This is a genomic window from Rhodococcus sp. WS1, from assembly GCF_003797745.1.
Lineage (GTDB): Bacteria > Actinomycetota > Actinomycetes > Mycobacteriales > Mycobacteriaceae > Rhodococcus_F > Rhodococcus_F erythropolis.
Map to the genome: position 1 here is coordinate 241,611 of NZ_RKLZ01000003.1, position 12,720 is coordinate 254,330.

Consider the following 12,720-nt stretch of genomic DNA (forward strand, 5'->3'; position numbering starts at 1 on the left):
AGTGATACGCATGTCGATATTCCTGTACAAACTCTCACGACTCGCGTTTCGCCGCCGCTGGGCAATGGTGGGCTTCTGGGTCGTCCTGCTGGTGGCGGGCGGAGTAGGCGCAGCAACGCTGTCCGGTCCGACCGTCAATACATTGTCGATCCCGGGCACAGAATCGCAAGCGGCACAGGACCTTCTGGCTGAACGGTTCCCGGAATCGTCCACCGGCGGAGCCAGTGCTCGCATAGTCTTCGAATCTCCGGCGGGCACGACGCTCGCCGATCCGGCCATTCGACAATCCGTCAGTGAATTGGTCTCTGCGCTCGGGAAGGACCCCGAGGTTGCAGCGGTATCGGATCCGTATGCATCCGGCGGAGTGTCGCCGACTGGGACGATCGGATACATGCAGGTCTCCTATACCGCCGACTCGATGGACTTGCCGGACAGTTCGAAAGAACTGCTCGAGTCCGCCGTCCACGACGCCTCGGATTCAGGGCTGGCAGTCGATGTTGCCGGCAACGTGCTGATGGAAAGCAGCGCCGAATCCATGGGAGAGGTGATCGGAGTCGCGATCGCCGCGGTGGTGCTGACCGTCACCTTCGGTTCCTTGGTTGCGGCGGGGCTTCCTTTGATCAGCGCGCTCATCGGCATCGGCATCGCGATCTGCACGATCACCATCGCAACTGGTTTCATCGAATTGGGTTCGAGCACAACCGTCCTGGCAATGATGCTGGGGCTCGCCGTGGCGATCGACTATTCGCTGTTCATCGTCTCGCGCTACCGCTCCGAACTACGTGACGGACATGATCCGGAAATTGCTGCGGGCCGCGCAGCGGGGACTGCGGGTTCGGCCGTAGTGTTCGCGGGGTTGACCGTCCTCATCGCACTGGCCGGACTGTTCGTCGTGAACATCCCGTTCCTGACAAGCATGGGTCTGGCTGCAGCATTCGCAGTTGCTGTTGCAGTGGTGATTTCACTGACGCTGCTGCCCGCCACACTCGGATTTGCAGGGTCGCGCGTCCTGAGTCGGTCTGATCGTAGACTGCTTGCGTCCGGCGGTGAACTGACACACCGGAAACAGTCGGAGGGGGCGGGCTCGCGATGGGCCAAGTTCGTGATCCGGCGTCGAGTTCCGGTTTTGCTCGCGTCAGTCCTCGGGTTGGGATTGCTGGCGATCCCCACCTTCGGAATCAACCTGAGTTTGGCGAGCCCACCAGTGCCCGACACAACTGCCGCCAGGGCTACCGACCGACTATCCGAGGGGTTCGGTGCCGGGTTCAGCGGTCCGCTCATGGTGGTCGTCGACGTTGCCGACGCCACCGATCCGGCAGTGGCATTGAGCGGCGCCCAGGAAAAGCTCGGTGCTCTGCCTGACATAGCGGCAGTGACGCCGCCAGCACTCAATCAGGCCGGCGATACAGCAGTCATCACGGTGGTTCCCTCGAGTGGCCCGGAAACCGAGGCAACAAAGGCGCTCGTCGCAGATATACGTGAGGTCGCCGGATCACTGACCGACGAGACCGGGGCCACGATGTCGGTCACCGGTCAGACAGCGTTGACGATCGACGTCTCGGATCGCCTGGCTGATGCCCTCGTTCCCTACCTCGCATTGGTCGTCGGCCTCGCCTTCATTCTTTTGATGCTGGTGTTCCGCTCGATCTTGGTACCGCTCAAGGCAACTCTCGGATTTCTGCTCTCGATCGGTGCGACGTTCGGTGTGCTGGTCGCGATCTTCCAGTGGGGTTGGTTCGCCGGCATTCTCGGAATCGAAGGCCAAACCGGATCAGTTGTGGCGATGTTGCCCATCTTCATGATCGGCATCGTCTTCGGGTTGGCGATGGACTACCAGGTGTTCCTCGTGACCAGAATGCGTGAAGCGTTCGTCCACGGTGACGGACCGGACGAAGCAGTCGTGAAGGGCTTCGACCAGGGCGCCCGAGTCGTCACGGCCGCGGCGCTGATCATGATCGCCGTTTTCGCGGGCTTCATCTTCGGCGGCGACGCCTTCATCATGCAGATCGGACTCGGACTCTCGTTCGCGGTTCTGTTCGACGCCTTCGTGATTCGTATGACCGTCGTACCGGCCGTCATGTCCCTGTTGGGCTCGAAGGCATGGTGGTTCCCCTCATGGCTGGACCGGTTGGTCCCGAACGTCGATGTCGAGGGGGAGCAGTTGACTGCGCTGCTCGCAGATTCGAAGGAATCCAGTGAACCCACGAGCGACAAGTTGTCGGTATGACCCGGATACGGTAGATCGATGACTTCGACATCGACGTGGGGTCGATGGTGTGCGGAACACCCGCGCACCATCGACCTGGCACTGACGATCCTCGTGCTCCTTGCCACGTGGACGGCGCACCGCATCGCGCTCGATGGCAATGACACCCGCGAAGTAACAGTTGTGGGAGTCCTTGTAACAGCGATCGCAGCGGCAACCATCGTATTCCGGAGGCGCTACCCGTTCTCGGCGCTGGCGGTGGCAGTACTTCTCGGCGTATTGATGATTGCACTGTCAGCGCCGCCGAATGCCGGCACAGGTTCCGCGGCGATGGTGTGCCTCTACTACGTTGCCAGCACGAGTGACCGCCGGAGGACCTTCTTCGCAGCGGCGAGCACAGTCAGCTCGCTGATGCTCGTCACAATCTTCCTGGGAGTGGGGAACAATCTCCTGCAGGAGGCACTGGGGTTGTTGGCCTGGTTGCTGATGGCAAGTTTCGCCGGCGCCGAGGTCCGTTCTCGCCGAGCCTATCTGGAGTCCGTCGAGGCGCGCGCGGTGCAAGCGGAAAGAATGCGCGAGGACGAGGCCCGACACCGCGTCGTCGAAGAAAGGATGCGGATTGCGCGAGACCTGCACGACGTTGTCGCGCACCACATTGCCTTGGTCAACCTGCAAGTCGGGGTCGCGTCGCACTTGATCGGGAAAGACCCCGAGAAGGCGACGACTGCACTACGCGGAGTGGAGGAAACGTCCAAGGCGGCACTCGATGAAATTCGGGCCACGGTCGGAGTTCTCCGTGACGCTCAGGACGGTGATCGCTCGATGAAACCGGCACCGGGGCTTTCGGATCTACCGGCACTGGTGGATCAATTCGTCAGTGCGGGAATGGAAATCGAAGTGCGCGCAGTGGGTTCGCTGCGCCCTCTCGGGCCAGCAGTAGACCTCACGGCGTACCGAATTATCCAGGAAGCACTCGTGAATGCGAGCAAGCATGCGTTGCCAGGGGCCGTCACCGTGTCGTTGTCGTACGAAGCCGAGGTTCTGGTGCTGTCGGTCGAAAACTCCGGAACGGCAGTGCCTTCGACGTCACCGCCCGGGTACGGACTGCTGGGAATGAAGGAGAGGGCACAGGCAATGGGAGGCGAGGTCTCAGCAGGATTCCGCGCGGACGGGGGATTTCGTGTGGACGCCCAACTGCCGCTGGTCTCGGTCTCCAGCGGTTCGGAGCGTGAGGAGTCGTGAGTATTCGGGTGGTAGTGGCAGACGATCAGGCGCTCTTCCGTCAAACGCTTGCGCTGCTGATCGGTTCGGAAGACGACATGGAGGTGGTCGCCGAGGCGGCAGACGGAGAGCAGGCATTCCAGGCGGCGCTCGAGCACCGACCCGACGTTGTTCTGATGGACATTCGCATGCCGGGCACCAGCGGAGTCGAAGCGACCGCCATGATCGCCGATCATCCGGATTTGTCCGACGTACACGTACTGATCCTGACGACCTTCGAAGTGGATGAACATGTGGCACAGGCGATCCGGGCGGGAGCGAGCGGCTTCATCGGCAAAGGAATCCGAGCTGAGGATCTACTTGATGCTGTTCGGACGGTCGCAGGTGGGAACTCTTTGTTGTCGCCGATTGCGACCAGTGCGTTGATTTCTCGATTCCTTTCCACTCCTACGCGGGCCGACTCGACTTCTGGGATTTTCGGTCAATTGACACCACGCGAACTCGAAGTGGTCACCCTCGTTGCCCTCGGGATGTCCAACGACGAAATCGCCGCGGAATTGGTGATCAGCGCGGTCACGGCAAAAACCCATGTGAATCGGGCGATGACGAAACTGGATGTCCGCGACCGCGCGCAACTGGTGGTTCTCGCCTATCAATGCGGTGTGGTGATTCCGGGACGCTCGGTGGATTGACTCGAGAAACTCTTGACTCGAACTGATGTTCGAGTATTGTTGGGGGTGGGGATCGGGGGATTCAATGAGCGTTCTGTTGTCGGATGTGGTGTCGGGTTCTGCGGTGGGGTTGCGTGGACGTCTGTGGCGGTTGTCTGCTGCGGAGTTACGTACCGCTGCTATCGGGGCGAGTGCGGAGATTCTTCGTCTCGAGGCTGTTCGGGTGGCGGTGGTGGACGAGTTGTCGATGCGCCGGGATGATCAGGTGATTGCCAGCCGTGGGGTGGGTTGCTGGTTGGCGGCGAACACGATGCTGCAGGTTCGGGATGGGAAGAAGATCGCCGCGTTGGGTGCTGCGCTGCGGCCGTTTCCGGCGGTGGCGGCCCGGTTCGATGACGGGGATTGCTCGTTCGAGCACGCGGTGTTGATCGTGGCGTTCTGCGAGTCACCACCGAAGGGGATGCCGGAGGAAGCGCTCCCTCGCTGTGTCGATTTGTTGCTGGCTGCCGCTTCCGGTGTCGAGGCCACGACCACGAAGGTGCGGAATGTGATCGCGACTTTGGAGCGAGTGTTCGAATCGGATGAGATTCCGCCCGCCGAGGATGTGGATCGGAACGAGTTGCGGATCGCGTCGACGTTGAATGGTCGGGTGGTGGTGCGCGGTGATTTCGATGCTCTCACCGGTGAAATGTTGTTGTCGGCGTTGTCGAATCTGACGATGCCCACCCCCGCTGCGGATGGAACCCGGGATTCTCGGTCTGCGGCGAAGCGGACGGCGGATGGGTTCACCGAACTGATTCGGCGGTATCTGGATTGCGCGAAGACCGGTGTCGATGGTGGGCAGCGTCCGCATGTGAACGTGCACATCAACGGCCGCGACCTCGCGGAGCACCGGGACTGCGCCGCAACACCCGCTGCTTCTGGTGACGGAGTGGCTGTGTCGGATCTTGATGTCGGGCACATGCCGTGGCTCGGGCCACTCTCGGTCTCGCAGACCAGACTCCTTGGGTGCGATTGTTTCCTGTCCACGGTGCTGCTCGACGACCACGGGGCGCCGCTCGATGCGAAACCCGGAAAGCGATTAGTGTCCGCGGAGCAGCGAGTGGCGTTGATTGCGAGGGACAAGGGGTGCGCGTTCCCCGGGTGCACATGTGTTCCCGCGTGGACCGATGCACACCACATCCGGCACTGGGCCAACGGCGGCCCGACCGTGATGAGCAACCTTGTCCTGCTGTGCCGTTCGCATCACCGGCTGATGAACCGGAAATCCGGGTTCGTCGGGAAGTGGGAGATTCGGATCGGCGCCGACAACAAACCGTGGTTCATCCCGCCGCCCTCGATCGACCCGCAGCAGCACCCGCGGCCGGCGAACACCACATTCAAAACCTGAGGGGGCAAACCTCGCATGCACCAGAACATGGCCAGGCCTGTTTCAGACCCGCTGCTCTGTGTCCGACCGATTGGTGGGAGGTGGAGTCGAATGGGTGCGTGCTTTCGGGGCGGCTCTACTTTCGGGTGCCCGTGTGGCCTGTCCCACTCAGTGGGTCATTCTTTCGTCGTTGCCACGCAAGTTGTGCCAGGTCATTTGGACGTCTGACCTGCAGTGCAAAATCTTTCGTTAGAACACGTTCCAATTTCGCGGATTTGTGGCTATGGTCACAGAGATAGATGCGGGTGTGCGAATGAAAGGGTGAAGTGACGTGAAGACCAAGGGTGCAATCCTGTGGGGCCTCAATGAGAAGTGGTCCGTCGAGGAGATCGAGATCGGCGAGCCGGTAGCCGGCGAAGTTCAAATTCGCATGGAAGCGGCCGGAATGTGCCACTCCGATCACCACATCGTCACCGGCGCGACTCCGATGCCGTCGTTCCCGGTCATGGGCGGGCACGAGGGTTCGGGCGTCATCACCAAGCTCGGCCCGGAGGTCAAGGGACTGGAGGTCGGCGACCACGTCGTTCTGTCCTTCATTCCGGCTTGTGGAACCTGTCCGGCGTGTTCGGCCGGACATCAGAATCTTTGTGACCTCGGGATGGGTCTCCTCAGCGGCCAAGCCATCAGCGACGGCACGTACCGGATCCAGGCTCGCGGCGAAAACGTGATCCCGATGTGCCTGCTAGGGACGTTCTCGCCCTACATGGTCGTGAACCAGTCGTCAGTGGTGAAGATCGACAAGGACATTCCGTTCGAGGTTGCCGCACTCGTCGGTTGCGGCGTCCCGACCGGTTGGGGATCGGCAACCCACATCGCCGATGTGAAGCCCGGCGAAGACGTTGTGATCATGGGCGTCGGCGGCGTCGGTATCAGTGCGCTACAGGGTGCGGTTGCATCGGGCGCTCGGTACATCTTTGCCATCGACCCCGTGCCGTGGAAGCGTGAGCAGGCTCTGAAGTTCGGCGCAACGCACGCTTTCGAAAGCGCTGCCGCTGCCATTCAGCCGATCATCGACGCCACGTACGGACGCATGGCGCAGAAGACGATCATCACCGTCGGCGAAATGAAGGGTGAGTACGTCGAAGAAGCCATGATTCTGACGGCAAAGGCTGGTCGTTGTGTTGTCACTGCAATGGGGCACCTGACGGACATGGATGTGAAGCTGAACCTGTTCCTGATGTCGATGCTTCAGAAGGACCTTCAGGGCAACATTTTCGGCGGTGGCAACGCTCGCCAGGACGTGCCTAACCTCCTCGCGATGTACAAGGCAGGCAAGCTGAACCTCGACGACATGGTCACTCGGACCTACACGCTCGAAGGCGTGAACGACGGGTACCAGGACATGTTGGATGGCAAGAACATCCGCGGCGTCATCCGCTACACCGAAGCTGACTGGTGATCGAAAGCGCAACTCTTGTGCCAGTAGTCTGATCGGGTGCCCAGTACTCACAGTCTCGACGTAATCCAGCAGTGGCCGGTCGACAATGCGGCAGCGGTCGTCCTCTCCGGGAAGAATCCGGGTGAGGGCGACCGCATTCGTGGTTTCAGCGGCGACCAGTCCCATGTTTTCCCCCTGGCTTCGGTGACAAAACTGTTGTGCGCCTACGCGATTCTCGTGGCGGTGGAGGAAGGGGCGGTCGAGTTGGATGGGCCGGCCGGGCCTGAGGGGTCGACCGTTCGTCATCTCCTCGCACACGCTTCCGGGTTGGCATTCGCCGAACGTGTTGTTCAGGCGCCGGTGGCGTCGAAGCGGATCTACTCGAGTGCGGGATTCGAGGTGCTTGCCGAGTTGGTTTCCCGGGAGACCGAGATCGAGTTTGCCGACTATCTTGCCGAGGCGGTGTTCGCGCCGTTGGAGATGACCAGCGCGGCTCTTGTCGGTCCTGCCGGTCACGGTGCACAGGCATCGGCAGACGACTTGGCCAAGTTCGCGGCTGAACTGCTCTCGCCGACCCTGATCTCGACGCAGACGTTCGCAGAGGCGACAACCGTGCAGTTCCCGGGGCTCAACGGAATTCTTCCGGGTTACGGCTCTCAGCGCCCCAACGACTGGGGACTCGGATTCGAAATTCGCGGCGACAAGCGTCCGCATTGGACAGGTCTCGAGAACTCGGCCGCAACTTTCGGTCATTTCGGCCAGTCCGGGACGTTCCTGTGGGTCGATCCCACGATCGATACTGCGTGCGTCGTGCTTACCGATCGCGACTTCGGTGATTGGGCCAAGCCTTTGTGGACTGAATTGTCAGATGGCGTAGTCGGTGAAGTTTCGCGATAGAGCACAAATTTCTCTCCTTCCACTGGCGCAACACGGGTAACACAAGGCACACTGTTCAATCGAGCGTGCTGCACGAACTCGACAGAGGTCGTTGGGGAAGACGTCCCTCGTCGAAGCAGGAGGCTCGAGTGCGCGAAATGAATCAATTCGCGGACGTGACGACTGGTGTGGTTTACATCCACTCGTCGCCCGCGGCGCTGTGCCCGCACGTGGATTGGGCTTTGTCCGCCACGTTGGACAGCCCTGCCAAGCTCAGATGGACCTCACAGCCTGCCTACGACGGGCTTCTGCGTGCGACGACGGATTGGACAGGTCCCGTCGGAACCTGTGCCCGCCTGGTCGATTCGTTACGGGCGTGGCCGATGTTGCGGTTCGAGGTCACGGAGGACCCGAGCCATGGCGTCGACGGCGAACGGTACAGCCATGTGCCCGGTCTGGGCTTGTGGCGCGGATCCACCAGTGCGAACGGTGATGTCGTCGTTGGGGAGATGAAACTGCGGTCCATCATGAATTCCGGTGGAGACATCGCCGCGGAGATCGATCGGGCGATAGGCGCACCGTGGGACGAGGAACTCGAACCCTTCCGGAGTTCAGGCGAAGGTGCCGAAGTGACATGGCTGCGAAGGCGTGTCAGCTGACCGAGGTCCATCCTGAACCCTGAGTGCTCTCGCGGATTGAACGACAAAGACTTGAATGACAAAGGTGGGCCCCGCCGTATCGGCGAGGCCCACCTTGCTGTCCAGGGTTGTCAGAGCGGAATGTTCTTGTGGCGCGCACGGACAGATGGTGCAGACGCGAGCGCAGCGGTGACGATGCTGCGAGTCTTCGCCGGGTCGATTTCCTCGTCGACGACGCCGATTTCGACAGCGCGGTCGACGCCGCCTGCGATCGCCTCGTGTTCGGCAGCGAGACGGTCGTGCAATGCTTCACGCTCGTCGTCCGGTGCCGCAGCGAGAGCCCGCTTGTGCAGGATGCCGACAGCAGCCTTCGCGCCCATCACGGCCACTTCGGAGTTGGGCCAAGCGAAAACGGCCGTGGCTCCCAGTGCTCGCGAGTTCATTGCGATGTATGCGCCGCCGTAGATCTTTCGAGTGACGACGGTGACGCGGGGGACAGTCGCCTCGGCGAAGGCGTGAAGTAACTTCGCGCCGCGCCGAACCACGCCCTCCCACTCCATCGACACGCCAGGCAGATACCCGGGAACATCGACGACGACTACGAGCGGCACGCCGAATGCGTTGCACAGTCGCACGAATCGAGCGGCCTTCTCTGCACTTTCGGAGTTCAGGCACCCCCCGAGTCGCAATGGGTTGTTCGCGATGACGCCAACCGTGCGTCCGGCCATCCGGCCGAAACCAGTGACGATGCTCCGCGCGTAATTGCCTTGCAGTTCTTCGAAGCTCGACTCGCCTTCGACGTTGTCGAGCATTTCGTGAACGATGGGACGAACGTCGTATGCACGTTTTGCGGACGCAGGCATCATGGCGCGCAGATCGCTGTCGCCGAGTTCCGCTGCCCGCTGATCGAATTCGCCCTGCTCGCACATCATCGAGACCAGGCGTCGTGCGCGGTGCAATGCGTCGGCCTCGTCGTGTGCGGCGATGTGCGCGACACCCGACTTCTTGGTGTGTGTGTCCGGACCGCCGAGTGACACCATGTCGACCTGTTCACCGGTGACACTGCGAACTACGTCTGGGCCAGTGACGAACACTCGGCCTTCCGGCGCCATGATCACGACATCGGTGAGGGCTGGACCGTACGCGGCTCCACCAGCGGCAAAGCCGAGCACGACGGAAATTTGAGGTATGAGACCCGACGCACGGACCATGGCCTCGAAGACCAGTCCGACTGCGTGGAGTGCTTCGACGCCTTCAGCCAGACGCGCGCCACCGGAGTGCCAGAGACCCACGATGGGGGACTCTTCCTCGATGGCGGTATCGATGGCTTTGACGAGGTGTTTGCAACCGTCGACGCCCATTGCGCCGCCCATGACGGTGGCATCGGAGCAGTATGCGATGGTGCGGACGCCGTCGATGTTTCCGGACGCAGCGAGCACGCCGGACTTGTCACGGGCGTGGAGCGGCACTGTTGTGCCGGGGTCGAACAGATTTTCCAGGCGCGCAAGAGGATCGCGCGGGTCTGTCGATGATTCGGACTTTGTCACGGGGGCCAGGATGGTCATCGCGTCCTCCTTCAGTACGAGCCTTGGGTGGAACGAAAGGTCGGTGTTGTCCGCGGGTGACGTTGTGTTGCAACGACACCCGCGGACAGGTGCAAACCGCGGTTCGGGCTAGGCCCGACCGAAGGCGAGCGCGACATTGTGCCCACCGAAACCGAACGAGTTGTTCAGTGCGAAATCGAAAGAGCCGGTTCGGGGTTCACCCTTGACGACATCGAGATCGATTTCTGGATCCTGGCTGTCAACATTGAGCGTGGGCGGGATGATCCCGTCACGCACTGCCAGAACCGTGAGGACTGATTCGAGGGCGCCGACAGCGCCGATCGAGTGTCCCAGCGCGGATTTCGGGCCGTACACCGCAGCGTGATTGCCGACCGCTGCGTTGATTGCCTTTGCCTCTGCGATGTCACCGATCGGCGTCGCAGTGGCGTGGGCGTTGATGTGCTTGATGTCGGACTTCGTCAGTCCGGCCATCTCGATTGCTCGGGTCATGGCTCGCGCCGCGCCCAGGCCTTCCGGATGCGGTGCCACGATGTGGTACCCGTCCGAAGTGATTCCGGAACCGAGCAGGCGGGCATGAATGGTGGCCCCGCGTGCCTTTGCGTGTTCCTCGGTTTCGAGGATCATCAGTGCGCCGGCTTCGCCGAAGACGAATCCGTCACGGTCCTTGTCGAAAGGACGTGAAGCTGCGGTCGGATTGTCGTTGTTGGTGCTCATTGCACGCATCATGGCGAAGCTCGCGATCGGAACCGCGTCGATGAAGCTCTCGACTCCACCAGCCACAACCATGTCCGCGTCACCCATGACAAGTATGCGGTGAGCGTGAGCAATTGCCTCGGATCCCGACGAACATGCCGAGACCGGGGTGATGACGCCACCTCGGGCCCCGAGTTCGAGCCCGACCGTTGCGGCCGGTCCGTTGGGCATGACCATCTGCACCGAGAACGGGGACACCTTGCGGTATCCGCCGCCACGGAGTTTGTCGACGGCGTCGATGAGCGTGTCGCCGCCGCCGAGTCCGGTGCCGATGACAACCGCGAGGCGGTCCTGATCGACTTCGGGGCTGCCGGCGTTGCTCCAGACCGTGCGACTCAACGTGAGGGCAAGGCGTTCCACCCAGCTCATCCGTCGAATTTCGACGCGGGACAAGCCCTCGTCTGGTGAAACCTTCAGGTGCCCGCCGATGCGAATGGGAAGGTCGAACTCGTCGATGAACGGGTCATCGAGGATTCCGATGCCGCTTTCGCCGGCGAGTAGCGCCTTCCACGTGCCATCCACATCACCAGCCACCGAGGTCGACGTCGCGAGGCTCGTGACGACGATGTCGGGGAATTTCCCTTTGCGGGTAGAAGCGGAAGTCACGGTCGGCTCACTCTGCGTTCTTGGCTTCGGCGCCTTCGGCTTCGAGCTTCTGGATGTACGCGACGATGTCGCCGACGGTGCGCAGGCCTGCGAGATCCTCGTCGGGGACCTTCACGCCGTACTTGTCTTCGGTCTGAACAGCGATCTCGACCATGGACAGGGAGTCGATATCGAGGTCGTCCACGAAGGACTTGTCAACGGTGACCTCGGAAGGCTCGATACCGGTGACCTCCTCCACGATCTGGCCGAGTTCCGCGATGATTTCTTCCTGAGTGTGGGCCACTGGTGTGGCTCCCTTCTTGATCGATTGAGGTGGGGTGAAACGTCCGGCCGCCGTTCGGGCTGATCGGCCGGGTGGGCGTCCGAGCTAGGTCAGCTCGGACAGTGCGGAGATATCCTCCGGGTTCTTGAGGGCCACCGTCGGTGTGCCACGCATTTCGCGCTTGGCAATTCCGACGAGGGTTCCGGCCGGCGGGAGTTCCACGATCGCGCTGACTTCTGCTGTCCGCAACGACGCGGAGCAGAGGTCCCAACGAACGGGGCGGGTTACCTGCGCGGCAAGTTTGGTGAGGGCGTCGGCGCCCGAGGAGACGGGTGCGCCATCCGAGTTGGAAAGCAGCGTGCGCGTCGGATCGGACGGGGTGATCTTGGCGGCAGCAGCTGCGACGGCGTCCTGTGCAGGTGCCATGAAGCGGGTGTGGAAAGCGCCGGCGACGGGCAGTGCGCGTACTCGGGCCTTTTCGGGTGCGTTTGCTGCGAGTTCTTCGAGCGCGGTGAGCAGTCCGGCAGCCACGATCTGGCCGGCCGCATTGCGGTTGGCCGCTTCCAACCCGAGTTCTTCGAGTCGTGCGAGCACTTCGGCTTCGTCGCCACCGAGAACGGCTGACATGCCGGTGGGCTCGAGCGCGCAAGCCTTGGCCATCTCGGCGCCGCGGAGGGCGGCAAGCGCGACCGCGTCGTCAGCGGAAATAACACCGGCGACCGCAGCAGCGGCAAGTTCACCCACTGAATGGCCGGCAGCGATGACGTCGGCGCCGAGGAGCCCACGTGATTCGATTTCCTCGTACGCCAGCAGAGCAGCGGCAACGACGAGGGGCTGGGTTACCGAGGTGTCGGTGATTTCTTCTGCAGTCGCGGTCGTGCCGAGTCGGACGAGGTCAAGGCCAGCCGCCTTCGACCACACTTCGAGGCGGTCTTGCGCTCCGGGCAGTGCCAGCCATGGGCTGAGCATGCCGGGTGTCTGAGAGCCCTGTCCCGGGGCGAGCAACGAAATCACTTATTAAGAGAACACCGCCGCGAGTGACCTGCGAGATGTCGGTCGCGATGAACTCTGGCGAAGTGTTTTGTAGGGTTCCCACAAAATCCCACGTCGCGCCC

General features: G+C 62.1%; 11 protein-coding genes. 7 read left to right on the top strand and 4 right to left on the bottom strand.

The features are described from left to right. The first annotated feature begins 10 nt into the window (after nucleotides 1-10). The 7 genes from EEB12_RS26240 (at nucleotide 11) to EEB12_RS26270 (ending at nucleotide 8,440) form a co-directional block, all read left to right on the top strand. Nucleotides 11-2,227 (top strand): MMPL family transporter, encoded by a 2,217-nt coding sequence (locus EEB12_RS26240; protein ID WP_060939198.1) that lies wholly within the window; start codon nucleotides 11-13, stop codon nucleotides 2,225-2,227. Between the two features lie 18 nt (nucleotides 2,228-2,245). Continuing rightward, a complete protein-coding gene (locus EEB12_RS26245; protein WP_019748973.1) occupies nucleotides 2,246-3,448 on the top strand; it encodes a sensor histidine kinase in 1,203 nt (400 codons plus the stop codon). Further along, nucleotides 3,445-4,119 carry a response regulator gene (locus EEB12_RS26250; protein ID WP_141488786.1) on the top strand — a complete coding sequence of 225 codons (675 nt, stop codon included), beginning with the start codon at nucleotides 3,445-3,447 and terminating at the stop codon, nucleotides 4,117-4,119. The genes EEB12_RS26245 and EEB12_RS26250 overlap by 4 nt, the downstream gene beginning before the upstream one ends. 64 nt (nucleotides 4,120-4,183) lie before the next feature. After that, nucleotides 4,184-5,488, top strand: a complete 1,305-nt coding sequence (locus EEB12_RS26255) for an HNH endonuclease signature motif containing protein (RefSeq protein ID WP_141488787.1) — start codon at nucleotides 4,184-4,186, stop codon at nucleotides 5,486-5,488. Between the two features lie 310 nt (nucleotides 5,489-5,798). Next, on the top strand, nucleotides 5,799-6,926 hold the full coding sequence (locus EEB12_RS26260) for an NDMA-dependent alcohol dehydrogenase (protein ID WP_019748970.1): 1,128 nt from the start codon (nucleotides 5,799-5,801) through the stop codon (nucleotides 6,924-6,926). A 36-nt stretch (nucleotides 6,927-6,962) separates the two neighbouring features. Beyond that, the gene (locus EEB12_RS26265) at nucleotides 6,963-7,802 is read left to right on the top strand and encodes a serine hydrolase domain-containing protein (RefSeq protein WP_141488788.1); all 840 of its coding nucleotides are present in this window, start codon (nucleotides 6,963-6,965) and stop codon (nucleotides 7,800-7,802) included. Nucleotides 7,803-7,930: 128 nt separating this feature from the next. Then, nucleotides 7,931-8,440 carry a DUF3145 domain-containing protein gene (locus EEB12_RS26270; RefSeq protein WP_003941617.1) on the top strand — a complete coding sequence of 170 codons (510 nt, stop codon included), beginning with the start codon at nucleotides 7,931-7,933 and terminating at the stop codon, nucleotides 8,438-8,440. A 110-nt stretch (nucleotides 8,441-8,550) separates the two neighbouring features. Here EEB12_RS26270 and EEB12_RS26275 read toward each other — a convergent pair whose 3' ends face one another. The 4 genes from EEB12_RS26275 to EEB12_RS26290 all read right to left on the bottom strand — a co-directional run bounded on the left by EEB12_RS26275 (nucleotide 8,551) and on the right by EEB12_RS26290 (nucleotide 12,619). Next, nucleotides 8,551-9,984 (bottom strand): acyl-CoA carboxylase subunit beta, encoded by a 1,434-nt coding sequence (locus EEB12_RS26275; protein ID WP_003941597.1) that lies wholly within the window; start codon nucleotides 9,982-9,984, stop codon nucleotides 8,551-8,553. Between the two features lie 108 nt (nucleotides 9,985-10,092). After that, the gene (locus tag EEB12_RS26280; RefSeq protein WP_141488789.1) at nucleotides 10,093-11,343 is read right to left on the bottom strand and encodes a KasA/KasB family beta-ketoacyl-ACP synthase; all 1,251 of its coding nucleotides are present in this window, start codon (nucleotides 11,341-11,343) and stop codon (nucleotides 10,093-10,095) included. Between the two features lie 7 nt (nucleotides 11,344-11,350). Then, a complete protein-coding gene (gene acpM / locus EEB12_RS26285; protein ID WP_003941649.1) occupies nucleotides 11,351-11,626 on the bottom strand; it encodes a meromycolate extension acyl carrier protein AcpM in 276 nt (91 codons plus the stop codon). An 84-nt stretch (nucleotides 11,627-11,710) separates the two neighbouring features. Next, nucleotides 11,711-12,619 carry an ACP S-malonyltransferase gene (locus EEB12_RS26290; RefSeq protein WP_020908154.1) on the bottom strand — a complete coding sequence of 303 codons (909 nt, stop codon included), beginning with the start codon at nucleotides 12,617-12,619 and terminating at the stop codon, nucleotides 11,711-11,713. Between the last annotated feature and the right edge of the window lie 101 nt (nucleotides 12,620-12,720).